We start from the raw sequence: 24,482 nt of genomic DNA on the forward strand, positions 1-24,482 counted from the left end.
ACTACTCGGTGCGGAGGACCGTCATCGGACTGCTGCGCATCGCGCGGCGCGCGGGCACCCAGCTCGCCAGCGCGGCGACCAGCGCGACCACCAGCGATACGGCGACCAGCACCGGCGGGTCGAGCGGGCTGGTGTCGTACAGCTCGTCCGCCAGCAGGCGCGTGAGCGCCGCCGCGCCGGCGAGGCCGATCGCGATGCCGATGGCCGCGCGCCGCAGCGCGCCGCCCAGCACGTCCGTCCACACGTCGCGCGGACGCGCGCCGAGCGCGACGCGGATGGAGAACTCGCCGGCGCGCTGCGCGACCGACTGCGCGACGACGCCGTAGATGCCGACCAGCGCCAGCACCACCGCGCACCCCGCGAAGGCGCCGAGCAGCAGCGCGCTGAAGCGCGGCCGCGCGACCGACGTCTGGACCAGCCCCTCCATCGGGCGCAGCTCGGCGACGGCGAGCGTCGGGTCGAGCTCCGCCACCGCGGCGCGGATCGCGCCGGCGACCGCCGTCGGCTCGCCCACGGTGCGCAGCACCACCGACGCGGAGCCCGGCCCCACCCAGAGCGCCGGCAGGTAGAGCGCCGCGCGCGCCTCGTCGGTGAGCGCCTGGTGCTTCACGTCGCCCACGACGCCGACGACCTCGAACTTCGGCCCGTCGGTGCCCCACGGCATGACGCGCTTGCCGATCGGGTCCTCGTTCGGGAACACCTTCCGCGCCAGCGTCTCGCTGATCATCGCCGTGGGCACGGCGCCCTGGCGGTCCTGCGCGCCGAAGTCGCGGCCGCGCTGCAGCGGCACGCCCATCGCCTGGAAGTACGCGTCGCCGACCTGGTAGAAGTTGGCCATCTTCGCGTCGTCCGGCTCGCCGCCCTGCCCGTCCACGAAGTACGCGCCGATCGAGACGCCGCCGCTCATCGGGATGGGCGTGCCGATGCTGGCGCTCGTGACGCCGGGGATCGCGCGCAGCTTGGGGAGCAGCGCTTCCCAGAAGCGCACGTTGGCGGTGTCGTTCGCGTAGCGCGCGCGCGGCAGCGAGATGCTCGCCGTCATCACGCGCTCGGCCGCGAAGCCGGGCTGCACCGACAGCAGGCGCCGGAGGCTCGTGAGCGTCAGCCCCGCGCCGGTGAGCAGCAGCAGCGCCACCGCCACCTCGGCGACGAACAGGCCGTCGCGCAGCCGCGCGCGCGCGGCGCTGCCCGTGGTGGCCTTGCCGCCGTCCTTGATGACGCCGTTCAGGTCCAGCTTCGCCGTCTGCAGCGCGGGGAGCACTCCGGCGGCGACGCTCGCGAGCAGCGCCATGCCGAAGGTGAAGAGCGCGACGCGCCAGTCGACGCCCGCCTGGTCGATGCGCGGGATGCTCGTCGGCACGACGGCCGGCAGCGCCGCGCACGCCCACGACGCCAGCAGCAGCCCGAGCGCGCCGCCGGCGAGGCCGAGCAGCATGCTCTCCGCGAGCTGCGGCCGCGCGAGGTGCCACGGACGCGCACCCATCGCCGCGCGCACGGCGATCTCGCGCTGGCGCGTGGCGCCGCGCGCCAGCGTCAGGTTGGCGACGTTCGCGCAGGCGATCAGCAGCACGAAGGAGACGGCGCCGAGCAGGACCAGCAGCACCGGGCGCACCGCGCCGGTGACCGCCTCGTGCATCGGCGTGACCGGCACCTCGGTGTGGTTCCGCTCCTCCTCGTTCTCCTGCGCGATGCGGCGCATGATGCCCTGCAGCTCCGCGCGCGCGGCCTCGGGCTGCACGCCCGGCGCCAGCCGCCCCACGGCGCTCAGGTTGTGCTGCCCGCGGTTGGCGGTCCAGGCGCTGTCGCTCATCGCGAACGGCGTCCAGACGTCGCTGCGGTCGTTCGGGTAGCGCACCTCGGGCGGCAGCACGCCGACGACCGTCACCGGCCGGCCGTTGAGCTGCAGCACGCGGCCCGCCACGCGCGCGTCGGCGCCGAAGCGCGTGCGCCACAGCCGGTCGCTGACCATCGCCACCGCGGGCGCGCCCGGCGCGTCGTCCTCGGCCGCGAACGCGCGGCCCACCTGCGGCGTCACGCCGAGCGCGCGCGACAGCGTCCACGTCACGCGCGCGCCGTTCAGCCGCTCCGGCTCGCCGTCCCCGCCCAGCGTGTAGTCGGCCGTCCGCGCCGCGCCCATCGCGCTGAAGCTGCGGGCGCCCGCCTGCCAGTCGTGGAAGTTCGCCGGCGAGACGACCGCGCGCGCGTTCTGCGTGCCGCGGTCGGACTCGTACAGCACCATCAACCGCTCGGGCTCCGCGTACGGATAGGCCTTGAGGAGCACCGCGTTCACCACGCCGAACACCGTCGCGTTGGCGCCGATGCCGATGGCGAAGGTGGCCACCGCCGCGAGCGTGAAGCCCGGGCTGCGACCGAGGGCGCGGAGCGCCTGCTGGAAGACGGCGAGCATGCGCGGTGGCCTCAGACCGGGGCGACCGTCTCCTCGACCACGCGACCGTCGAAGAGATGGATGGTGCGCTGCGCGTGCAGCGCGTAGCGCGGGTCGTGGGTCACCATGCAGACCGTGGCGCCGCCGCGATGCAGCTCCTGCAGCAGCTCCATCACGCTCTCGCCGTTGGCGCTGTCGAGGTTTCCGGTCGGCTCGTCGGCGAGGAGGATGGCCGGGTCGCCGACGACCGCGCGCGCCACGGCGACGCGCTGCTGCTGACCGCCGGAGAGCTGCGCCGGGTAGTGCTTCTGGCGGTGGCTCATGCCGACCTTCTCGAGCGCCGCGTGCACGCGCTGGCGCCGCTCGGCCGCCGAGAGCGCGCCGTCGCCGCTGCGGTACGTCAGCGGGAGCTCGACGTTCTCGTAGACCGTCAGGTCGCCGATCAGGTTGAACGCCTGGAAGACGAAGCCGATCTGGCGGTTGCGCACGCGCGCGCGCTCCGCGGCATCGAGCGTCGTCACGTCCTGGCCGCCCAGCTCGTAGCGCCCGCCCGAGGGCGAGTCGAGCAGCCCGAGGATGGAGAGCAGCGTCGTCTTGCCGCAGCCCGAGGGGCCGCCGATGGCGACGTACTCGCCCTGGCGGATCTCGAGGTGCACGTCGGCGAGGGCGTGGGTCTCGACGTCCTCGGTGTAGAACACCTTCTTGACGCCGTCGAGGCGGATGAGGGCATCGGACGAGCGCTGGGCGTCGAGCGTCGAGCGTCGCGTGTCGGGAGTGGCGGTCGTCATCGGGGCGGCCGTTGGAGGGAGTGGAAGAGGTACGGGGTCAGGCGTGTTGGACAGTCGCGGTCCGCAGAGCGTTGCAGCGGATCCCTGCGACGCTCGACGCTCACCGCTCGACGCTCACTTGATGCGGAGCCGCTCCTGGCCGTCCCACTGCGAGACGTCGGAGATGATCACCTTGTCGCCGGGCTTGAGGCCCTGCACGACCTCGATCGCGTTCACGGAGGCGCGCCCCAGCTTCACCTGCACCCGGCGCGCGTGGCTGCCGTCCGGCTCCACCACGAACAGGCCGACCGTGCTCTCCGGCTGGCCGTAGGCGGGGCGGCCCACCGACAGCACGTTGGGCAGCCGCTCGATCTCGATCGTGCCGTCCACCGAGAGGTCGGCGCGGGCGCCGCGCGGCAGCGTGCCCTCCAGCCCCACCTCCACGGTCACGGTGCCGTTCTGCACCGCGGGATCGACGCGGATGATGCGGCCGGCCACGAGGCCGTTGCGGGTGTCGACGCTCACCGGCTGGCCGAGGACGATGTCCTTCGCCTGCGTCTCGGGGACGCGGAGCACGGCCTTCAGCTTCCCCGGCTGCGCGACGCGCGCCAGCAGCTGGCCCGGCACGACCCACTGGCCCAGCTCGAGGTCGAGCTGCTGCAGCACGCCCGCCTCGCCCGCGGTCACCCGCATCGATGCCACGCGGTCGCGCTGGAACTGCGCGACGGCGCGCATGCGCTGGACGTTCGCCTGCTCCAGCGCCAGCTGCTGGCCGAGCGACTGCTGCAGCATCTGCAGGCGGCGCTGCTCGATCTGACGGCGGCTGGAGAACTCGTCGGCGCGCTCGCGGGCGCGGGCCACCTCGTTGGCGCTCGAGAGCCCCTTCTTGTCCAGGGCCTCGAACACCTCGGCGTTCCGCTTCGCGTCGTTGTACTCGGTCGTGATCGTGGCGACGGTCGCCTGCTGCTGCAGCCGCGCGGTCTCCAGCTGGTTGCGCAGGCTCACCAGGTTCGCCTCGGCCGCCGTCAGCTGGCGCTCGGCCTCGAGGGCCTGGAGCTGCACGTCGGGGTTGGTCATCTCCAGCAGCACGGTGCCCGGGGTGACCGTGGTGCCGGCGCGCGTGACCAGCTGCTCGACGCGGCCCGCGGTCACCGCGCTGACGATGCGCACGTGCTCGGGGACCAGCGTGCCGGGCGCGCGGACGTTGCGCTCCAGGGTGCCCTGGCGGACGGTGTCGATCCAGAGCGTCGCGCGCTCGACGGACGGCGCGGCGGGCTCGAGGCGGGTGAGCGCGACGCTGGCGGCGACCAGGGCGACAGTGCCGGCGGCGATCAGGGCGTTGCGGCCGCGCTTCGACTTCTTGGGGCGTGCGATGTCCACGAGAGCTCTCTCGGACAGGGAAGGCGTGAGGGAAGACGCCCGGTCCTAAGACAAGCTCCGTGCCCGATTCGGACATGCACAAACCATTGCATCACAACGGCTTACACGCGGACCCCCGGACGTCCGCGTCCGGACGTGGGACGGAAGTGTCCGGAATCGGACACCGTCGCCGGCGCCGGCTCAGTTGCCGTGCGTGCGGATGTCGGGCGCGAGCCCTGGCCGCAGCAGCCCCTGGTCGACGCCGATCGGCTGCTGGCTGCCGCCGCCCTTCGCGCGCGTCGGCGGGTAGCTCCAGTAGGTGAAGTAGAGCGCCCCGGGGGTCGCGACCGCCTGGCGCTCGAGCTCCCGGAACGGCCCGATGTTGATGGCCCCGAGCTGCGGCACGAGGTTGATGTCCGTCGGCCCGCCGAGCGTGTGCGGGATCGCGTGGCCGCGATGGTAGCCCGCGCCGGCGCCGAGCGGATGCCCGGCCATGCGGCCCTTGTCGCGCGGCGCGCCGTGGCGCCCCTGGCTGACGCCCCACGCGGCGATCAGGCGCTCGTGCTTCAGGTCGAACAGGAAGCAGAAGCCCCCGACCGCGATCTCCATCACGTCGCGCGACGGCGAGCGCGCGTTGTACTCGAGGAGCCACGCGTCCACGAGCGGCGGCACGACGCGGTCGGTGAACGCCGTCTCGGATGCGTCGGCGGCCAGCGCGAGCGCCGCGGTCTGGACCAGGGAGTAGTCGGGCATCGGAGCGCCACTCCTGCGAGGGATGGGGCGACGATAGGACGGCCGTGGCGACCTCGCAAGCGAGAGGAACCGCTCGTCGCGCGGGCCCCTCAAGAGCGAACTGCATTAGACAGGATTGGGCAGATTAAACGGACAAGAGCCGGATTACGCTCCGCGCGGTGCAGGGGACGTCGCCACCACGCGGGAAGCAATCCGGCACTTGTCCGTTCAATCCGTTGTAATCCTGTCTAATGCAGTTCGGGTCCGGCGCATCGACGCCGGCCACGCAGCACGCAGCACGAAGCACGCAGCTGGCGCGGATCCGCAGTCCGCAGCCTCTACCTCGTCCCACTCCCCGTCGTCGCGGCCCCACGCGCGCCGGGCTTCCCGATCGTCCGCTCGAACAGCGCGAAGATGCGGCGGTACTCGTCGGTCCACGACGACGGACGCACGAAGCCGTGGTCCTCCACCGGGTACGACGCCAGCTCCCAATCGGTCTTCCCGAGCTCGATCAGCCGCTGCGTCAGCCGCACGATGTCCTGGTAGTGGACGTTCACGTCCACCATGCCGTGCGCCATGAGAAGGGGGTCTGCAAGACCCTCTGCGAAATAGATCGGCGACGAGCGGCGGTACGACACCGTGTCCGCGTCCGGGAAGTTCAGGATGCGCGCCGTGTACGGGTGGTTGTAGTGCGCCCAGTCCGTCACCGACCGCAGCGCCGCGCCCGCGCCGAACATCTTCGGCTCCGTGAACAGCGCCATCAGCGTGATGAAGCCGCCGTAGCTGCCGCCGTAGATCCCCACGCGCTCCGGATCGACGCCGTACGTCTTCTGCAGCCAGCGCACGCCGTCCACGTGGTCCTGCAGGTCGCGCCCGCCCATGTGGCGGTAGATCGCCGTCCGCCAGTCGCGCCCGTAGCCCGCCGAGCCGCGGTAGTCGATGTCGAGCACCACGTACCCCCTGGACGCGAGGTAGTGGTTGAACATGTACTCGCGGCTGTACGTCGACCACCAGTTGTGCACGTTGTGCAGGTAGCCCGCGCCGTGCACGAAGATCGCCGCCGCGCCGTTGGGCTGCGCGCCCATCTCCTGCGGGCGGTAGACGCGCGCCGGCACCGGCACGCCGTCCGAGCCCGGGATCATCACGATCTCCGGCGCCCGCCACCCGAACGCCTGCCAGTCCGCGCTCGGCGACGTCGTGAGCTTCGCGGGCGCGGCGTTCGCGCGCGCGGGCAGCACGTACAGCTCCGGCGGCCGGTTCGCCGTCGAGTAGACGTCGGCCAGCAGGCGCCCGTCCGGCGACGGCGTCACCTGATGCCCGCCGGCGTCGCGCGTGAACCGCGTGCGCGCGCCGCCCGCCACCGGCATCGTGTAGTAGTCGCGGTCGAACACCGAGCGCTCGCTCGTGTGCAGCTGGAAGTGCGTGCGGTCGGGCGAGAGCTCCGCCTGCAGCACCTCGAACTTCCCCTGCGTCAGCTGCCGCTTCCCGCTGCCGTCGGCGGCGACGGTGTAGAGGTGCGCCCAGCCGTCGCTCTCGTTCACGAACCACGCGCGCCCGTCGGGCAGCCAGCCCGCGCAGCCGCCGCACGGCCCGCCCACCCACGCGCTGTCGCGCAGCGTCTCGATGGGACGCACCGTGCCCGAGTCCGCGCGCACCACGCTCAGCACGCGCTCCTTGTAGTCGCGCCGCTCGGCCGACACGAGCGCCATCGTCCCCGCGTCGTTCCACCCCAGCAGCTGCGCGCCGCTCGGCGCGCGCACGGTGTCGGACGGGATCACGCGCAGCCACTTCGCGGCGCCGCCCGACACGCGCACGAACGCCACGCGCCCGTTCGACTGGTCGTCGCCCACCTTCGTGCGCGCGGGCAGCTCCTCGACGTACCCGCTCTTCGTCACCCACTCGGGCACCTGCGCGGTGCGGGCGCGCGGCGCCGCCGACGTCGTCGCCAGCAGCAGCGCGTCGCCCGTGGGCGCGACGGAGAACGTGATCACGCGCTCGCCCGCCTGCAGCCAGAGCGGCGTGGGACGGCCGGCCTCGCGTGCCTTCCGCTCGGCGGCCTGCACGCTGTCGCGCAGCACGCGGTCGCGGATGACGTCGAACAGCGCGCGCTGGTCGGCCTCCAGCGCGCGACGCTGCGCGCCGGCGCGCGCGCTATCGGGCTGCGGGCCCGCGCGCACGTCGGTCAGCTGCCGCACCAGGCCGCCGTCCAGCGCCAGCGCGAACACGTTGTTGTCGCGCACGAAGAACACGCGCCGCCCGTCGCCCGAGAACCGCGGCGACGACTCGACGCCGAGCGTCTGCGTGAGCCGCCGCGCGCTGGTGGCGCCGCGCTCGACCAGCCACAGGTCGCCGTCGTACGCGACCACGCGCCGACGCCGGTCGGGCGCGTCGTCGCCGTCGGCGAGCAGCGGCCCGACGGAATCCAGCTGCGCGTCGGGCACGCGCTCCGGCCTCGCACCCGCGACCGGCCGCACGCGGTACACGCGCAGCGGCTCGCGCCAGTCGGTGCCGGCCTCGTTCCAGCGGAAGTAGATCCAGCGCGCGTCCGGCGACCAGCGCACGTCCTGCGGCTCGCGGCCGTAGAGCTCCGGGCCGCGCATCATGTTGGCGATCGTGAAGTCGAACGCGGGAGCGCTCGCGGGAGCGGTCGCGGGTGCGCTCGCGGACGGGCGGGCCGCGGGCTGCGCGGCGGCGGCCGCCGGCGCGAGCACGGCCGCGGCGAGCGCGGCGCGGAGACGGAGCTTCGACACGGGAGGGAGGCGGTGGGGTGACGCGAGGGGTGCCATCGAGCTACGCGGCGGCGCCGCGCATCGTTCGCGATCGGCCGGCGTCAGTCGTCGGCGCTCGGCAGCCGCCAGTCGACCTCGGAGCGGCCGGCGTCGCGCAGCGCGGCGTTCGCCTTCGAGAACGGGCGGCTGCCGAAGAAGCCCTTCTTCGCCGCCAGCGGCGACGGATGCGCGGCCGCGAGGATCGCGTGCCGCGACGTGTCGACGAGCGCCGCCTTCTTCTGCGCGTACGCGCCCCAGAGCACGAACACGACGCGCTCCTCCTTCGCGCTCACGGCGCGGATCACGGCGTCGGTGAAGCGCTCCCACCCGCGGTCCTTGTGCGAGTTCGGCTCGCCGGCGCGCACGGTGAGCACCGCGTTCAGCAGCAGCACGCCGTGGCGCGCCCACGGCACCAGCGAGCCGTCGCGCGGCTTCGGGAGCTTGAGGTCCGCCTGCAGCTCCTTGTGGATGTTGCGCAGCGACGCGGGGATCGGCACGTCGGGCCGCACCGAGAACGCGAGCCCGTGCGCCTGCCCCGGCCCGTGGTACGGGTCCTGGCCGAGGATCAGCACCTTCACGTCGTCGAGCGCGGTGAGCCGCAGCGCCGAGTAGAGGTCCTCCTGCGGCGGATACACCTCGTGCGCCTGCCGCTCGGCGTCCACGAACGCGGCCAGCTCGGCGTACCACGGCTGCTTGACCGTGTCGGCGAGGGCGGACTTCCAGGCGGTCGGGATCTTGGGGAGCATGGGTTCGTCTCGTGAGGCTGCGTGCTGCGTTGCCCTCTCGCGCCGGCCCCCTGTGGCTCTTGGAGAGGTTACGGATGCTCCGGATGAAGCGGATGCTGCGGATCGTTCCGCGTGGCGGCGACGTCCCATGCGTTCGGGCGGAGCGATCCGAATGATCCGTTCAGATCCGAAGCATCCGTATCCCCCCAATAGGCCAACGGGTCCGGCGCATCGACGCGGACCATGCAGCACGAACCGTGGTCACGCCGCCGCCCGCGCCGCCCGCGACTCCTCGACCGCCAGCCGGTGCTGCGTCTCGTCGAACGCGCCCTCGCTGCGCGCGATGACCACCGTCGCCACGCCGTTGCCGATCAGGTTCACGATCGCGCGCGCCTCGCTCATGAAGCGGTCCACGCCCAGCAGCAGCGCCAGGCCCTCCACCGGCACCACGTGCAGCGCCGACAGCGTGCTCGCGAGGACGATGAAGCCCGACCCCGTCACGCCCGCCGCGCCCTTGGACGTGATCATCAGGATGCCGAGGATCGTCAGCTGCTGGCCAATCGAGAGGTCCACGCGGAACGCCTGCGCCAGGAAGACCACCGCCATCGACAGGTAGATCGACGTCCCGTCGAGGTTGAACGAGTAGCCCGCCGGCACCACCAGCCCCACCACGCTGCGCGCGCAGCCGAAGCGCTCCAGCTTCTCCAGCATCCGCGGCAGCGCCGCCTCGCTGGACGAGGTGCCGAGCACCAGCAGGATCTCCTCGCGGATGAACGAGAGGAACGGCAGCAGCCGGAAGCCCGAGAGCCGCGCGATCGCGCCCAGCACGACGAAGACGAAGATCGCCATCGTCAGGTAGACGTCGAGCATCAGGCGTCCCAGCGGGAGCAGCGTGCGCAGGCCGAAGTTGCCGACCGTGTACGCCATCGCGCCGAACGCGCCGATGGGCGCCACCACCATCACCATCGCGGTGATCCGGAAGAACACCTCCGCGATGCGCTCCAGCACCTCCGTCAGCGCCCGCCCGCGCGCGCCGAGCGCCGACAGCGCGACGCCGAACAGCACGGCGAAGAAGACGATCTGCAGCACGTCGCCCTTCGCGAACGCGTCCACGACGCTCGACGGCACGACGTGGGTGAGGAAGTCCACCCAGTTCATCTGCTCGCCCGCGGTCGCGTAGCGCGACACGTCGCCCTTCGCCATGCGCGAGACGTCGAGCCCCGCGCCCGGCTTCGTGACGTTGACGACGATCAGCCCGATCGCCAGCGCGAACGTCGTCACGACCTCGAAGTAGAGGAACGCCTTGCCGCCGACGCGCCCGACCTTCTTCAGGTCGCTCATGTTCGCGATGCCCAGCACGATCGTCAGGAACACGATCGGCCCGACGACCATCTTCACCAGGTTGACGAAGGTGTCGCCGAGGGGCTTCATCGCCTTCGCCGTGTCGGGCGCGGCGAGGCCGAGCGCGATCCCCAGGCTGATGGCGATGAGGACGCGGACGGTCAGATTACGCGGCAGGAGACGACGCATCCTTCGCTCGGGACTGGCAGGGGGCGGGGCACGCGGGCGCATGCGGTCACAGCGCGGGGCCGCGCGGCGCCGTACGCTAGGCCGGCGCGCGCGCCGCCGCCACCGCCCCGCCTCCCCCACCCCGCCACATGCCCCAACCGCCGCAGCTGCCGGTCATCCTCCTCGTCTCCGCCCTGGGCGGCGCTATGAACGCGATCGCGGGCGGCGGCACCCTGCTCGTCTTCCCGGCGCTGCTCGGACTCGGCGTCCCGCCCGTCGCGGCCAACGCCACCTGCACCGTCGCCCTCTGGCCCGGCGCGCTGGGCAGCATGTGGGGCTACCGCCGCGAGCTGTCCGGCACCGGCGGCTGGGCCGCGCGCCTGGTCCTCCCGTCGGTGCTCGGAGGGCTCGTCGGCGCCGGGCTCCTGCTGATCGGCGGCGACGCGGTGTTCGCGCGCCTCGTCCCCTTCCTCGTCCTCGGCGCGACGCTCCTGTTCGTGGTCCAGCGCCCGCTCGTGCGCCTGCTGGCCGCGCGGCGCCCGGCCGAGGCGCCGCCCACCGACACCCTCCCCGCACCGACGCTGGCCGCGCTCGCGTTCCAGCTCGTGGTCGCGATCTACGGCGGCTACTTCGGCGCCGGCGCCGGGATCCTCACGCTCGCCGTGCTCGGGCTGCAGGGCTTCGTCAACATCCACCAGATGAATGGCCTCAAGAACTGGGCGGCGCTCTGCTTCAACGCCGTCGCCATCGCGACGTTCGCGCTCAACGGCGCGGTGCAGTGGCCGCTGGCGGCGGTGATGGCGGTCGGCACGACCGTCGGCGGCTACGCGGCGGCGGGCGTGGCGCGCCGCGCGCCGCAGCAGCTGGTGCGCGGCGCGGTGGCGCTCATCGGCTTCGCCAGCGCGGCATGGCTGCTGGTGCGCCGGTGACGGCGCCGCCAGTCGCACGCGTGAAGGGCGCCGCCCTCGTCGTCGCGGCGATCGCGCTGCTCGTCGTCGTCGCACTGCCCACGCCCGCCGGCCTCTCGGTCGCCGGCCAGCGCGTGCTCGCGGTGCTCGCGTTCGCGATCGTCGTCTGGATCACCGAGGCGGTGAGCTACGCGGTGAGCGCGGCGCTCGTCGTCAGCCTGGGCGCGCTGCTGCTGGGCGCGGCGCCGCCGTTCGCGAAGGGCGCGAGCACGGCGGCCGGCGCGCAGCTCGGCACCAGCAAGGCGCTCGGCCACATGCTCGAGGGGTTCGCGTCGCCGGCCGCGGCGCTCGTGGCGGCGGCCGTCTTCCTCGCGGCGGCGATGCGCCACACGCAGCTCGACCGGCGGCTCGCGCTGCTCGTGCTGCGCCGCACCGGCACGGGGCCGCGCGGCATCCTGCTGGGCGCGATCCTCGTCGGGATCGTGCTCGCCTTCTTCGTGCCCAGCACCACCGCGCGCGTCGGCGCCATCGTCCCCATCATGGGCGGCATGGTCGCGGCGTTCGGGCTGGCGCGCGACAGCCGGCTGGCCGCCTGCCTGATGATCACGACCGCGCAGGTGGCGACGATCTGGAACGTCGCGATCAAGACCGCCGCCGCGCAGAACCTGCTCGCGGTGGGCCTCATCCAGCAGTCGCTCGGCGTCACGATCTCGTGGGCGATGTGGTTCCGGCAGGCCGCCCCGTGGGCGGTGGTGATGACCGGCGTGCTCTACGTCGTGATGCGCGTGATCGTCCCGCCCGAGCCGGTGGGCGGCCCCGAGGCGCGCGCCGCGGTGCAGGCGCAGCTCGCGGCGCTGGGCCCCGTGCGCGCGGCCGAGTGGCGGCTGATCGCGGTCGCCGTCGCGCTGCTGGCGCTGTGGAGCACCGAGGGCTCGCTGCACGCGTTCGACACCAGCACGACGACGCTGGCCGCGGTGACGCTGCTCCTGCTGCCGCGAATCGGCGTGCTGTCGTGGGAGGAGGCCGAGCGGCTGGTGCCGTGGGGCACCGTCGTGCTGTTCGCGGTGGGCATCTCGATCGGCGCGGTGCTGATCGCCACCGGCGCCGCCGCCTGGCTCGCGCGCGCCACGCTCGGCGCGCTCGGCGTCGCGTCGCTGTCGCCGCTGGCGATGCTCGCGGTGCTGTCGGCCATCAACGTCGTCGTGCACCTGGGCTTCGCCAGCGCGACCAGCCTCGCGGCGACGTGGATCCCGATCGTGCTGGCGTTCGTGGCCGCGCTGCAGCGGCCCGACGTGCCGGCGCTGGGGATGGTGCTGGTGCAGCAGTTCGTCGTCAGCTTCGGCTTCCTGCTGCCGGTGAACTCGCCGCAGAACATGGTCGCGTACTCCACGGGCGCGTTCACCACGCGCGACTTCCTGCGCACGGGCGTGTGGATCACGCTCGTCGGCTACGCGCTGCTGCTGGCGCTCGCGGCGACCTGGTGGCGCTGGACGGGGCTCCTCTAGCAGCGCCGGCGTCCCCTCACCGAACCCGTTGGCCATTGGAGAGGATGCGGATGCTCCGGATCGGAACGGATCGTTCGGATCGCTCCGCATGGCGTCGACGCTCCATGCGCCGGTGAGGAGCGATCCGCAGCATCCGCCACATCCGGAGCATCCGCGTCCTCTCCAAGAGGCAAGGGGCCCTGCGGATCGGCGGCCTCCGCTGCCTTCGCTCTGGACGCGGGGGGCGAATCCCTGCACTATCGGCAGCACCGCTGCGCCCTGCCTCCCGCCCCGTCTCCCGCGATGACCGCCCCCTTCAAGCCCGCCGCCCCGCTCTCGCGCGCCGAGTTCACCGCCCTCGGCACCATCGCGCAGGCCCGGCGCGACAACCTGCGCACCATGTTCACGGGCGCGCAGATCGTGTACGGCAAGATGTCCGCGGCCGGCACGGCGAAGACCGTCGTCACCGCGGGCAAGCAGGTCCACGACAACGCCCAGAAGCTCCTCTCGACGGGTGGCGCGGTGGCGGCGCAGGCGGCGCGGTCGGGCGGCCTGCGCGCGCAGGCCGAGCGGCTGATCGTCGAGACGGTCGGCGTCGACGGCATCGGCGACCTGCTGGAGGCCATCACGAGCCACGCGGTCGAGGAGCTGATCAAGGAGATGCTGCCGTACGTCGGCATCATCACCTCCAGCTACAAGGCGGGCATGGCGTGGAAGCAGGTCGTCGAGCAGGCGCGCAAGGAGCTGGACTGGGACTCGTACACGAAGGTCGTCCTCCCGGGCGATCCGGTCGCCGCCTGCGCGGCGGTGCGCAAGATCCTGCGGCGCAACATCGCGCGCGACACGACGTCGGCGACCATCCACACCGCCGCCGTCGCGTCCAAGATCGGGTCGCTCGCAGGCGACTTCGGCTCGGGCGCGGGCGGCGCGGTGATCGGCCTCGCGTCGGGCCTCGCGTCGCTGGCCGTCCAGCTGACGCAGCTCGGCATCGACATCCGCGAGATGCGCGCGGGCAACAAGCGGCTCGCCACGCCCGAGTCGCTCGACGCGTCGATCTTCAAGGAGTGCCCGCTGCTCGGCTCCTACCTCATCGCGTACTCGCCGACGTCGATGGTGCTCGGCTTCTTCGTCGCCGAGATCGGCCTGCCGGGCTGGATGAACAAGATCGAGCAGTTCAAGAAGCAGGGCCTCGATCCGCTCGTCGAGACCGCGGAGGACCAGATCGCGCGGTCGAACATCACCGTCACCGGCTTCCACAGCGGCAAGGGCGCACCAGTCGAGAAGTCGATCGGGCAGAAGGTCTCCTCGCTCAGCTACAAGAACCTCAAGTTCCAGTTCAACCGGCTGGTGCGCTCCAAGCTGCCATTCTGACGCCGTGCCGACGCCGGCCGCGCGGGCGTGCGACGATACACCCGCGACCACCGGCGTGACGTGCAGCATGAAGGGGCGGCACGCACGCGTGACGTGCCGCACACGGCGGGGCGAGATGCGTGTCCCGCCGCACGATCCTCCGTGACCGCGCCCGCGCGCGGCTCGTCGTTCGGATGCCCGGGTGCGTCGGCATCGCAGGCGACGACGGCCCGAGGCGACCAGCCTCACGGAGGAGGCGCGATGGACGACGAGACCCGGCACGCCAGCACCGCGCACGACACGGCCCACGCCGCGACGGACGCGCTCACGCTCGGGGACTACGTGCTGAGCGCGCGGCTCGCGCGCCGCCCGTCCGCCGACGTCTACGAGGCGACGCACGCGCCCACCGGCGCCCCGCGCCTGGTGTACGTGCTGCGCCCCGGCGCGATGCAGGACCATCCGCTGGTGCACCGCGTGGTGTGCGAGGTGGACGCCGCCCGCTGGCTGCGGCATCCGGCCATCGCGAAGGTCGACGGCTACGGCGACACGCCGAGCCGCCGCCTGTACCTGGGCGTCGAGCGCGCGCCGGGGCGCACCCTCCGCGAGCTGCTGGCCGACGGCGAGCGGATCGCCGCGTGGCGCGTCGCGCGCCTGGCCTCGCGCCTGGTGGAGGCGCTGGACGAGGCGCACGCGGTCGGGCTGACGCACGGCCACCTGACGCCCGACGTCGTCGTGCTGGCGCCCGAGGCCGAGGCCGCGGGCAGCCCGCCGCTGGTGACGCTGGTGGGGCTGGGCGCGGGCGCGGTGGCGTTCGACGGGCCGGTCGCGGCGGCCGACCGCCCCTACCTCAGCCCCGAGCAGCTCGCGGGCGGCGACGCGGACGCGCGGAGCGACGTCTTCGGGCTCGCGTCGCTGCTGCACCACCTGCTGGCGGGTCAGGCGCCCGCCGAGGTCACGGTCGACGGCGCCGACGCGCACACCACCCCGTCGGACGGCGGCCATCGCCCGACGGCCGCGGTGCTGGCCGCTGCCCGCGCCGCCGACCCGCGCCGCCGGCCGGCGAGCGTGAAGGCGTTCTGGGAGGAGCTCCTCGCCGCCCTCGTCGCCGACGCGGCCGCCGCGGCCTCGCTCGGCCCCCACGCCCCGGTCGCGACGCCGCGCGCCGCCGCGCCCGCGGTGCTGGACGCGGACGTGCTGCAGGCGCTCGAGCTCGAGGTGCTGGACCTGGAGGTGGAGCCGGCGGTCTGGAGTGAGCCGACGCCGGCCGCGCTCCCGGTGCCCGCGCCGGTACCCGTGCCCGTGGCGGTCGCGCCCGTCCCGGCGCCCGTCGCGCCACCCGCGCCGCCCGTCTACCCGACCGAGCGCCCCGCGCCGCTGCGCCCGCGGCAGTATGACCGGGACGACCACGTCGCGCCCCCCGTCGTCTCCGCCATCCCGTCGCGCCGCCGGCGCGTGCTGGTGGCGATCGCGTGGTGCGTCGCGGTCCCCGCGGTGGCCGCGGCCGTGGGCTGGCCGCTGGCCTACGGTGGCTCGCCCGCGCGCGACGCCCGCATGGGCGAGACGGCGGTCGAGATCCTGGCCGACGCGCCGCCGCCGCCCGCGGTCCCGTCGTCTACCGACTCGCTCGTCGGCCCGGCGCCGAAGGCCCAGCGCCCGGCGCTGCCCGCGGTGCCCACCGTCGACATCCCGGCGGTCGACCTGCCGACGGTGGACGTCGCGTCGCGCCGCCCGCTCGTGCGCGCCGAGGAGTTCACGAAGCGCATCACGTCGGCGGACAGCCTGCGATAGGGACGCTCGGACTGCGGGCTGCGGATCTCGAACCCGGGACGCGTCGGCGCGCTGGGGTCCTTTGCCCATTGGGGGAATGCGGATGCTCCGGATCTGAACGGATCATTCGGATCGCTCCTCCAAGTGCGTGAAGCGTCGCCGCCATGTGGAGCGATCCGCAGCATCCGTCTCCATCCGGAGCATCCGCATCCCTCCCAACGGCAACGGGGCCCGGCGCACCGGACCCTGAACGACATTGGACAGGATGACAGGATGACGAAGAGGCTCCGTGCCGGCGCTCGGAATCACGCGCCATACGGAGCCTCCTGGTCATCCTGTCATCCTGTCGAAGCGGTTCGTCGTTCAGACCCGAGCCCGCAGTCCGCAGCGCTCCTATCGCTTCGCGACCAGCAGCTCCTCGAACAGCGCCACCGCGCGCGGGTCCTCGGAGCGACCCAGCCAGTGCATCGCCTGCCGCCGCATCGCGGGATCCTTGTGCGTGCGCGCGATCCTGATGAGCGCGGGCACGCCCTCGTTCGCGGGACGACGCGACAGCGCGTAGACCGCCTGCAGCCGCACCTCGCGGTCGGCATCGTCCACCAGCTCCGTCAGCCCGGCCGTCGCCGCCTCGCCCGCGCCGACGCCGAGCCAGAACAGCGCCTGGCGGCGCGCCTCGCGCGGCCGCTGCGTGTCCTTCGCGATCCGCAGCAGCGCCGGCCACGCGACGACGTCCGCGCCGAGCGTCGCCGGGAAGATCGCCGACCGCTGCGCGTTCGGCTCCGCGCGCAGGTCGTCGCCCTGGGCGAGGCGCAGCAGCAGCCCCGCCGCCTCCGCCGCCGGCACCTCGCCGAGGTCCAGCACGCGCTCGTCGGCCGGCCGCCACTTCCCGCCGACGTAGAAGCGCACCTGCTGCACGCTCCCACCCGAGACGTCGAGCACCACGCGGCCCGGACCCGTCTCGCACTCGCGCTCCCACTCCACGTCGCGGCCGCGCAGCGCGTTGCCGCTGAACTCCCCGTACCAGTTGTTGCCCACCCAGCGCTGCTCGCGGCCCACGCGCACGCTCTCGCCCACGCCGCAGACGCCGGGGCGCAGCGGGAAGGTCAGGCGCACGTAGCCGTCGCGCATCTCGCCCACGCGGGCCGCCAGCGCGCCGCCACGCGACGCGAGATCGGCCTGCGCCGCGGCCACCGTCGGCGCGGCGACGCACAGCGCCGCGCCGAGGAGGGCCGCCCGGAAGGTGGCGGCGGCGCTCATTTGTCGATCAGCTCCGTCAGGAACGCCAGCGCGCGCGGCTCACTGGAGCGCGACAGCCAGAACACCGCGCTCTTGCGCACGTCGCGGTCCTGATCGTTGCGCGCGATCGCGATCAGCTTGTCCAGCGCCTCCGGCTCCTTGCGGCGCGACAGCGCGAGGATCAGCGACTCCTTGAGCTCCTTCTCCTTCGTGGCGTCCCACATCTCGATCAGCTGCGGCGCCGTCGCGTTGCGCGCCGCGTAGCCGAACGCCGACTTGCGCACCTCGAGCGACTCGCGCGAGTCGCGCGCGACCTGCATCAGCCACGCGGAGCTGCCGCGCTGCCGCGCCAGCGAGCTGATGACGCGCTCCTTCAGCTCGCGCGTCTCGAGCGACGGGAAGAGGCGGCGCGCCCACTCGGCGTCCGTGCTGTCGCCGCGCGCGATCGCCCAGTAGAGCGCCTCGCCGCGCACCTCGGCCGTCGTCTCGCGCGCCGTCGCCAGCGCGCGCAGCGTCTCGCGGGCGCGCGCCTCCTTGCTCTGCGAGAGGGCGAACACCGCGCGCTTGCGCAGGCTGACGCTCGTGTCGCTGCGCGCGACGTCGCGCAGGAAGTCGATCGCGCGGTCGCCGCCCACGCGCGACAGCCACTGCACCGCCTCCTCGCGCACCTCGGCGTTCGGGTCGTTGCGCGCCGCGCTCACCAGCAGCTCGGCCGACTCCGGCGACTTCTTCTGCGCGACGATGAACACCGCGCGGCGGCGCAGCATCTCGCTGCACTCGTCGCGGCGCGCCAGCACCTTGCGCAGCAGCGGCATCGCGCGCTCGGCGTCCATCTGCTGGAGAGCGTTGAGCGCGATCACGCGCTCGTCGTCGTCCGCGTCGCGGCAGTTCGGGTTGCGGCGGCTCGACGACGACATCTTGGCCGAGCCGCCGATCGAGATCGACACGTCGCGCAGCGCCTCGGCGCCGGCGCGCATCCCTTCCTGCGCGGCGCGCGCGGCCTCGCGGCCGGCGTCGGCGATCGCGCGCTGCACCTCCTGGCTCTGGATCGCCTCCGCCGCCGCGCGCGTGCCCTCGCGCGCCGCCTCGGCGGCCGCGACCTGCGTCTCGCTCAGCGCGCGGGCGACCGCGGGGCTCGTGATCGCCTCGGTCACGGCGGCGACGGTCGCGTCCACCACGCCGGTCACGGCGTTGCCGAAGCCCGAGCTGTCGGCGCGCTGCCGCAGCACGCGCGCGCACGCCTCGTCGCCGCGGCGCGCCAGCTCGCCGCAGATGCGCGTGTCCAGCGACAGCGCGTCGCGCCGCAGCGCGCGCGGCACGTCGCGCGACGTGTCGTTCACCGTGCGCAGCACGTCGCGGGCGCGCTGCAGGTCGCTCGTGCCGCCGGCGCGGAAGAGCGAGTACGCCTGGAAGTAGACCGCGTCGTTGTAGACGCCCGACTTCGGGTACGTCGCGGTTATCTTGCGGAAGAGCGACTCCGCCTGGCGGTACTCGCCGCGCCCCATCGCCGCGCGGGCGGCGCGGTACAGGGAGTCGGCGGGGTCCTGGCGACGGACGGTGGGGTCGGCCGCGCGCGCGGCGCCCGCAGTGGGCGACGCGACCGCGCGGGCCGGCGCCGCACCGCCCACGAGGGCGATGCCGGCGAGGAGGGTGGCGAGACGAAGGGCCTTCATGGGACGAGCCTCCAGGCGGAGGAAGGAGAACGAGAGACGGAAGGATCCAGGAGCGACGGGCGGCGACGGGATGTCGGACGGCGCGCCCGATGATCGGTTCGGAGAGAGCGTGCGACGGTGGGTCATGTGTCCTGTCATGTGCCGACTCCCGCGGGGATCTCGCGGCGCAGCCGCGGCAGCACGCGCGCGTCGCGCATCGTGCCGTCGATCAGCGCGCGCTCCTCGCGCTCGCGCCGCAGGCGCGCGGGGCTCGAGGTGGAGTCGGCCGGCGCGAGCCGCGCCATCTGCACGAGCACCAGCTCGAGGTCCTCGAACAGCCGCCGCCGCACCGGCGAGCTGGCTGCGGGAGAGTCGAGCAGGAGCCGCGTGTCCTGCAGGAGCGTGCGCGCCCACTGCGCCACGCGGGCGTCGGCGAGCGAGTCGAGCGGATCGGCGCGGTACGACACGAGCAGCGCCTCGACCGACGTCAGGTGCCGCACGGTGGCGACGTCGTACGCGAGCCGGTCGGTGTCGAGGCGGCGCGCACCGGCGCGGGCCGGCGTGCGGACCGTGCGCGACGCGACCTCGCGCGTCGGCGTGCGGTCGGCCGGCTCCAGCGACGGCGTGGACGAGGGCGTGGACGACGGCGCCGGCTCGGCGGTCGGCGCCTCGGCGACCATGCTCGGCGCCGCGGTCATCGAGTCGGCGCGGCGCGCGTCGGGCGTCGCGCTGTCGGGCGTGCTGCCGGTGACGGCGACCGCCGGCGCGGGCGCGCCGACCTGCGCGCGCCCCTCCCACCAGCGGCCGCCGGCGACGCCGACGGCCAGCAGCAGCGCCGCCGCGGCGGCCATCGACCAGCCGGACGACCAGTCGGAGCGCGTGAAGCGGGGCGCGCGCGCGCGGCGCGCGGCGCGCGCGGCGTCCAGCGAGACGACGGGCGTCTCCGCCACGGGCGTCGCCACGACCGGCGCGACCGGCGCGATCGGTGCGGCGCCGGCGCGCGTGCCGCGGGCGGCCATGATGGCCTCCCACATGGCGTCGCGCGGCACCTGCGCGGGCGGCCGGTGGTAGTCGCGCGCCGCCTCGGCGATCAGGCGGTCGAGCGCGGCCACCTCGGGCGCGTCGTCGTCGTGGTCGGCCGGGCCGTGGCCAGAGCCATGTCCGGGCGGCAGGATGCGATTCGTCATGAGACCCACTCCCCGGCGAAGTCCTTCAGCGCCTCGCGCAGCTTGGCGCGGGCGCGGAAGAGCTGCGCCTTCGACGTTCCGGTCGCGACGCCGAGCGCCGTGCCGATCTCCTCGTGCGTGAAGCCTTCCACGTCGTGCATCAGGAACACGGTGCGATACCCATCGGGGAGCGCGGCGATGGCCTTCGCCAGCCGCTCCTTGAGATCCGGTTCTGCCTCGCGCGTCGCGACGCCCACGGTGAGCGCATCGTCGAGCGGGGCCTCGCGGCTGCGGTGGCGCTTCAGCTTGCGCAGCCCGTTCAGCGTCACCGAGACGCCGATCGCGTGCAGCCAGGTGCCGAGCGCGGAATCGCCGCGAAAGTCGCCGAGCCGGTCGAAGGCGCGCACGAACGTCTCCTGGGTGAAGTCGCGCGCCAGGTCCTCGTCCCCCGCCATGCGAAACGCCAGGCGGTAGACGCGGTCGACGTGCTGTTCGTAGATCCAGCGCTGCGCGGCCATGTCGCCGGCGGCGGCGCGGGAGATCAGGGACGGTTCGGTCACGGGCTCCAGGCTCGGGCCACGCAGCTCGGGGCGGGTGCGGCCGCCGCGCGCTCCGTGGTGCCCTTCGGACACGGGGGGCGGCGAAACGGTTGCGCGGGGAAGCGCGATGAAGCGGAGGATGGAACGGCGGAGGGCGATACCGCGGGAAACGATACGGCGTGATACGAAAGGGCGGACCCCTCGAGCTTCGCGCTCGGTTGGTCCGCCCCATCGTTCCACGCCGTACCGTCTTCCGCCGTTCCGTCCTCCGCCCCACCGTCCTCCGCCGTTCCGTGCCCTGCTAGTGATCGATCCCCCGCCCCGTCCGCTCCCGCAGCTCATCGATCTTCTTCGACGCCTCGGCCTTCGTGAGCTCGGGCTCGAACTCCTCGCCCGCCTCCTCGGAGAGCGTCTGGAGGTAGGAGGCCTGGGCGCCGGTCATGGTCTCGTCGCCGGTCACCCACTGATCGGGGTCCTTCCGCGTGTTGTCGGGCGTCTCGGGGGTCTCGCGCGTCTCGGGCTTCTGCTTCGCCATCGTGTCCTCTCGGTCCAGGCCAACCGGCGCGGAGCCCCTTCGCCCCGCCGCCATGCCTTGAAGGAAGGCAGGATGCGTACCGAAGATACACCGAACCAACGACCAGCCGACGGATGCGTTCAGCCCGATGCGCCCGCCTCCACTGGTGCGGGCGCGTCGTCCACCTCCAGCGACTCCTCCGGTCGCATCGCGCCAGCAAGGCGCCAGATCAGGACCATGAGGGCGCACGCGGTGGCCGCGCCGACGATCGCCGCCGCGAGGTCCGCCGTCGTCGTGGCGTCGCGCACGCCGCGCAGCGCGCCGACGCCCGCGCCGAACAGCCCGCCGAACGCCCACGCCGCGACGCTCCCGCGCCCGAACGCCCACACCAGCGCCGCCGCCCCGGCGACGCCGAGCAGGGCGAGGCCGACGGTCGGGGCCAGGCCGCGGTCGCCCTGGAGGGCCGGCGCCAGCAGCACCGCCACCGCCGCCAGCACGGCCACCCGCGCCCACACCGCCCGCAGCGCCAGCACGATCCCGAGCACGACGATAAGGCCGAGCGGCTGGAGCAGCATCGCGGACGGCGCGTCGAGCAGCTGTGAGAGCCAGGGGAGCCGCTCGCCCAGCCCCGTCGCCGGCATCGCCGGCCAGCCGTCGGGGCGCACGCGGTCGGCCAGCAGCGAGAAGAGGAGCGGCGTCGCCGCCAGCCCGAGCCCCGCGATCGCCGCCTCGCGGACGCCGTCCGGGCCGTCGGGGACCCAGGGGAGCGCGGCCCGCCGGCGGAGCGCGTCCAGCAGGCTCCACCCACCGGCCACCATCCCGCCGAACACCGCCGCGCCCAGGATCGCGCTCAGCGCCGCGGCCGACAGGTAGACCGACCAGGGCTGCTCGGTCGGCCAGTTGGTGAACGTCGCCTCGAGCCCGTTCGCCTGGGTGCCGAGGGTGACCAGCGCCGCCAGGCCTCCGACCGCCAGCGCCCCGCGCCGCCCCAGGCGCGTCCGGCCCGCCGCCACGTCCTCGCGCGGCGCTCGGCGCAGCGCCCGAAGGGCAAGTCCGAAGGCGAGGCCCAGCGCCAGCAGCCCGCCGCCGACCGAGAAGGTGAGGCGGCGGCTGGCGCGCTCGCGGTTGGCGCGCTCGACGGCCTCGGGGAGCTTCACGTCGCGGCGCACGTCCACCAGGGCGTCGCCCACCACGTCGGCGCGGAGGCGGGCGCGCGCACCGCCGGGGAGCGCGACCGCCGGATCCTCGTACTCCACCGTCGCGTCCACGCGGCGCGGGCGCGGCACGAGCGTCACCCCCACCTCGCGCAGCCGCGTCGGGTCGGCGCCGCGCGCGCGGAGCGCCGCCGCGGCGACCGTGCGCGCGCGGTCGGCGGTGAGCGTGTCGCCCGGCGCGGCCTCGGGCAGCTGGTGCATCAGCTTCCGCACGCGCCCGTCGGGCTGCACCAGCACGCGCCACGACTCCGCGCGTTCCTGCAGCGTGCCGTTGCGGCGCACGTAGCGCACCTCCCACACGGGGCCGGGCGCGTAGCTGGTCGCGATCGACTGCAGCGCGGCCACCGCGCGTGCGCGGCTCCTCAGCGAGTCGCGCAGGAAGCGGCGCAGCTCCGTCTCGCGGTCGGCGTCGCGCACCGCGAGCGTGCGCGTCCAGCGCGCGGGCTCGCCGCCGGCGGCGCGCAGCGCGGAGTCCGCGACCGTCGCGACGCGGGCACGCGACGCGGTGAACGGCGGGCCGAGCGTGGCGCGCGGCGGCAGCGCGAGGGCGAGCAGCACGGCCGCGGCGCCCGCGGCCAGCGCGGCCAATCGGCGCGCGCCGCCCGCGCGGTCGGGCACCACCGTCTCGGGCGGCGCGTCGTCGATCACCGGCAGCACGTCGCCGCGGCGCCAGTCGGCGAAGCGCGGCGGCACCTCCGGCATTGCGGCGCGCGCACGTCGCCGCGCCAGCGCGCCCTGCGCCACGAGCAGCGCGGGCAGCAGCCCGGCGCCCACCACCACCGCGGCGGTGACGCGATACGCCGCGCCATCGCCGTGCAGCGCGAACAGCCCGAACCACGCGAGGTCGTAGAGCACGTGCGCGACGATGGTCGTCGGCAGCCCCACCGTCAGATAGAGCACGGCCCACAGCGACGCCTCGAGGAACAGCTCGACGCCGCGCGCGTACGCGGGCCACGACGGGTAGTTCGCGTGCCCGAAGCCGAACACCAGCGCCGTCACGATCACACCTGCGGCCATCCACCAGCGGCGCGACGCGCGGCGCCCCACCCACAGCGACAGCAGCGCGAGCGGCACGGCGCGGAAGACCGCCTCCTCCCACACGCCCGCGAACAGCGCGGTGCCGATCGCGCTCACCCACGGCAGCGGCGTCGCGATCTGGTCCGGATCGTCGAGCGTCCCCGTCGGCACCCACCAGCCGAGCGTGCGGCGCGTCGTGAGGTAGAAGAGCGACACGTACGCGAAGCCGAGCGCGGCGAGCGCGTAGCCGCCCATGACGTGCGCCGCGACCTCGCCGGTGCCGCGATGGCGCAGGTACGCGTACCAGTCCACCTGCCGCGGGAAGGCGCGCCGCGTCAGCACCTCCGCCGCGGCGACGGCGCCGCCCACGAACAGCGCGACCGCGACGCCCGCGGCGATGGCGCCGAACACGTTGAGCGCGACGAAGCTCGCCGTCGGCGTCGCGGTGTCGTACCCGAACCACGCGAGCGGCAGTCCGTTCAGCGCGCCGAGCAGCATCAGCGCGCCGACGGTGCTCCCGACGAGCATCGCGGGGCGCCAGCGCACCGCGTCGCGCAGCTTCACGAGCGCCACCAGCGCGCCTGCGAAGAAGATCAGCATGCCCGGCAGCGAGAGCTGCGCGTACAGCTCGTTCGACGCGCGCATCTCGCCGTAGCGGCGCGTCCAGCTCTCGGGCACGTCGACGTACGTGCGCACGCCGAGCACGTCGACGCCGCCGGCGGCGCGCGCCGAGTCCATGCCCGTCACCACGACGTCGGCGCGGATGGGCGCCTCGCCCACCGTGCGGCCGACGCGCGTGTAGCGGTACGTGCGGTCCACGCGCCCGCTGCGCGGCTGCGTGATGTACGACGCGGCCGTGAAGCGCCACGCGTCCGCCGGCAGCCCACCGGCCCACCGCGGCAGCGCCGCATCCGCCGCCGCGCGGCCCGCGGCCTCGCTCACCGTCGGCCGGCGGTCCGTCTCCGCGAGCGTGCGCAGCAGCCCCACCACCCGGCCGTCCGGCGCGAAGCGCAGCCGCGCCTCGCGCGTGTTGCCCGGCGCGAACAGCCGCACCTCCCACGCGTAGAGCGCGACCTCGCGCCCCTGCGCCAGCGCGCGCACCGAGTCGGGCCCGCCGGCGGCGAGGTCCACGTAGGTCGCGAGCTCCTCGTCGTTCGCGAAGCGCGCCGCGGCGCGCGCGCCGGCCGGCGCGAGCCCGTCGCGGGCGGCCAGCGCACGGGCGCGCGCGATCGCCTCCTCGCGCGACAGGCGCAGCCCGACGTCCACCAGCGGATAGGCGCGCTCGAAGACGGCCAGCGTGACGAGCGCGAGGACGAGCGCGGTGACGACGGCGGCCGCGGCGGCGCGCCACGCGCGGCGCGCGGTGGGTTCCGCGGGAAGTTCGGTCAT

The 24,482-nt window shown here is 74.3% G+C and carries 17 protein-coding genes; 4 read left to right on the forward strand and 13 right to left on the reverse strand.

Annotation, left to right across the window (positions count from 1 at the left end; genetic code table 11):
- Window position 1: 1 nt before the first annotated feature.
- The 7 genes from rosag_RS09715 to rosag_RS09745 form a co-directional block, all read right to left on the reverse strand.
- Entirely contained in the window at window positions 2-2,407 is a 2,406-nt protein-coding gene (locus rosag_RS09715) for an ABC transporter permease (RefSeq protein WP_284349905.1), read from the reverse strand.
- 11 nt (window positions 2,408-2,418) lie between these two features.
- Window positions 2,419-3,174, reverse strand: coding sequence for an ABC transporter ATP-binding protein (locus tag rosag_RS09720; protein ID WP_284349906.1), 756 nt, complete (start codon window positions 3,172-3,174; stop codon window positions 2,419-2,421).
- Between the two features lie 114 nt (window positions 3,175-3,288).
- Window positions 3,289-4,533, reverse strand: coding sequence for an efflux RND transporter periplasmic adaptor subunit (locus rosag_RS09725; protein ID WP_284349907.1), 1,245 nt, complete (start codon window positions 4,531-4,533; stop codon window positions 3,289-3,291).
- Window positions 4,534-4,713: 180 nt separating this feature from the next.
- Entirely contained in the window at window positions 4,714-5,265 is a 552-nt protein-coding gene (locus rosag_RS09730; protein ID WP_284349908.1) for a DNA/RNA non-specific endonuclease, read from the reverse strand.
- A gap of 317 nt (window positions 5,266-5,582) precedes the next feature.
- Window positions 5,583-7,994, reverse strand: a complete 2,412-nt coding sequence (locus rosag_RS09735) for a S9 family peptidase (RefSeq protein WP_284349909.1) — start codon at window positions 7,992-7,994, stop codon at window positions 5,583-5,585.
- Window positions 7,995-8,074: 80 nt separating this feature from the next.
- The gene (gene ung / locus rosag_RS09740; protein ID WP_284349910.1) at window positions 8,075-8,758 is read right to left on the reverse strand and encodes a uracil-DNA glycosylase; all 684 of its coding nucleotides are present in this window, start codon (window positions 8,756-8,758) and stop codon (window positions 8,075-8,077) included.
- 240 nt (window positions 8,759-8,998) lie between these two features.
- A complete protein-coding gene (locus rosag_RS09745; protein ID WP_284349911.1) occupies window positions 8,999-10,267 on the reverse strand; it encodes a dicarboxylate/amino acid:cation symporter in 1,269 nt (422 codons plus the stop codon).
- A gap of 128 nt (window positions 10,268-10,395) precedes the next feature.
- On the opposite strand from rosag_RS09745, the gene rosag_RS09750 reads away from it, so the two are divergent.
- From rosag_RS09750 to rosag_RS09765, 4 genes are all read left to right on the forward strand, one after another.
- On the forward strand, window positions 10,396-11,175 hold the full coding sequence (locus rosag_RS09750) for a sulfite exporter TauE/SafE family protein (RefSeq protein ID WP_284349912.1): 780 nt from the start codon (window positions 10,396-10,398) through the stop codon (window positions 11,173-11,175).
- Window positions 11,154-12,659 carry a DASS family sodium-coupled anion symporter gene (locus rosag_RS09755; protein WP_284349913.1) on the forward strand — a complete coding sequence of 502 codons (1,506 nt, stop codon included), beginning with the start codon at window positions 11,154-11,156 and terminating at the stop codon, window positions 12,657-12,659. The genes rosag_RS09750 and rosag_RS09755 overlap by 22 nt, the downstream gene beginning before the upstream one ends.
- Before the next feature lie 282 nt (window positions 12,660-12,941).
- Window positions 12,942-14,009, forward strand: coding sequence for a hypothetical protein (locus tag rosag_RS09760; RefSeq protein WP_284349914.1), 1,068 nt, complete (start codon window positions 12,942-12,944; stop codon window positions 14,007-14,009).
- 240 nt (window positions 14,010-14,249) lie between these two features.
- Window positions 14,250-15,776: a protein kinase domain-containing protein gene (locus rosag_RS09765; RefSeq protein ID WP_284349915.1), complete on the forward strand. Its 1,527-nt coding sequence runs from the start codon at window positions 14,250-14,252 to the stop codon at window positions 15,774-15,776.
- Between the two features lie 372 nt (window positions 15,777-16,148).
- Here the strand turns inward: rosag_RS09765 and rosag_RS09770 are convergent, their stop codons facing one another.
- The 6 genes from rosag_RS09770 to rosag_RS09795 form a co-directional block, all read right to left on the reverse strand.
- Window positions 16,149-17,012 carry a HEAT repeat domain-containing protein gene (locus tag rosag_RS09770; RefSeq protein WP_284349916.1) on the reverse strand — a complete coding sequence of 288 codons (864 nt, stop codon included), beginning with the start codon at window positions 17,010-17,012 and terminating at the stop codon, window positions 16,149-16,151.
- Window positions 17,009-18,664, reverse strand: coding sequence for a HEAT repeat domain-containing protein (locus tag rosag_RS09775; RefSeq protein ID WP_284349917.1), 1,656 nt, complete (start codon window positions 18,662-18,664; stop codon window positions 17,009-17,011). Before rosag_RS09775 ends, rosag_RS09770 begins: the two co-directional genes overlap by 4 nt.
- A gap of 134 nt (window positions 18,665-18,798) precedes the next feature.
- Complete coding sequence (locus rosag_RS09780; protein WP_284349918.1) at window positions 18,799-19,830, reverse strand: hypothetical protein; 1,032 nt, start codon at window positions 19,828-19,830, stop codon at window positions 18,799-18,801.
- Entirely contained in the window at window positions 19,827-20,588 is a 762-nt protein-coding gene (locus tag rosag_RS09785) for an RNA polymerase sigma factor (RefSeq protein WP_284349919.1), read from the reverse strand. The genes rosag_RS09780 and rosag_RS09785 overlap by 4 nt, the downstream gene beginning before the upstream one ends.
- Window positions 20,589-20,649: 61 nt before the next feature.
- Window positions 20,650-20,883, reverse strand: coding sequence for a DUF3072 domain-containing protein (locus tag rosag_RS09790; protein ID WP_284349920.1), 234 nt, complete (start codon window positions 20,881-20,883; stop codon window positions 20,650-20,652).
- 119 nt (window positions 20,884-21,002) lie between these two features.
- Window positions 21,003-24,482 carry a CPBP family intramembrane glutamic endopeptidase gene (locus rosag_RS09795; RefSeq protein WP_284349921.1) on the reverse strand — a complete coding sequence of 1,160 codons (3,480 nt, stop codon included), beginning with the start codon at window positions 24,480-24,482 and terminating at the stop codon, window positions 21,003-21,005.

Source organism: Roseisolibacter agri, from assembly GCF_030159095.1.
GTDB lineage: Bacteria > Gemmatimonadota > Gemmatimonadetes > Gemmatimonadales > Gemmatimonadaceae > Roseisolibacter > Roseisolibacter agri.

Bases quoted from the DNA above. Each gene is read 5' to 3' on its own strand.
- rosag_RS09730 (WP_284349908.1), bottom strand. From the start codon at position 5,265: ATGCCCGACTACTCCCTGGTCCAGACCGCGGCGCTCGCGCTGGCCGCC.
- rosag_RS09750 (WP_284349912.1), top strand. From the start codon at position 10,396: ATGCCCCAACCGCCGCAGCTGCCGGTCATCCTCCTCGTCTCCGCCCTG.
- ung (WP_284349910.1), bottom strand. From the start codon at position 8,758: ATGCTCCCCAAGATCCCGACCGCCTGGAAGTCCGCCCTCGCCGACACG.
- rosag_RS09780 (WP_284349918.1), bottom strand. From the start codon at position 19,830: ATGACGAATCGCATCCTGCCGCCCGGACATGGCTCTGGCCACGGCCCG.
- rosag_RS09775 (WP_284349917.1), bottom strand. From the start codon at position 18,664: ATGAAGGCCCTTCGTCTCGCCACCCTCCTCGCCGGCATCGCCCTCGTG.
- rosag_RS09795 (WP_284349921.1), bottom strand. From the start codon at position 24,482: ATGACCGAACTTCCCGCGGAACCCACCGCGCGCCGCGCGTGGCGCGCC.
- rosag_RS09720 (WP_284349906.1), bottom strand. From the start codon at position 3,174: ATGACGACCGCCACTCCCGACACGCGACGCTCGACGCTCGACGCCCAG.
- rosag_RS09745 (WP_284349911.1), bottom strand. From the start codon at position 10,267: ATGCGTCGTCTCCTGCCGCGTAATCTGACCGTCCGCGTCCTCATCGCC.
- rosag_RS09715 (WP_284349905.1), bottom strand. From the start codon at position 2,407: ATGCTCGCCGTCTTCCAGCAGGCGCTCCGCGCCCTCGGTCGCAGCCCG.
- rosag_RS09790 (WP_284349920.1), bottom strand. From the start codon at position 20,883: ATGGCGAAGCAGAAGCCCGAGACGCGCGAGACCCCCGAGACGCCCGAC.
- rosag_RS09755 (WP_284349913.1), top strand. From the start codon at position 11,154: ATGGCTGCTGGTGCGCCGGTGACGGCGCCGCCAGTCGCACGCGTGAAG.
- rosag_RS09765 (WP_284349915.1), top strand. From the start codon at position 14,250: ATGGACGACGAGACCCGGCACGCCAGCACCGCGCACGACACGGCCCAC.
- rosag_RS09760 (WP_284349914.1), top strand. From the start codon at position 12,942: ATGACCGCCCCCTTCAAGCCCGCCGCCCCGCTCTCGCGCGCCGAGTTC.
- rosag_RS09770 (WP_284349916.1), bottom strand. From the start codon at position 17,012: ATGAGCGCCGCCGCCACCTTCCGGGCGGCCCTCCTCGGCGCGGCGCTG.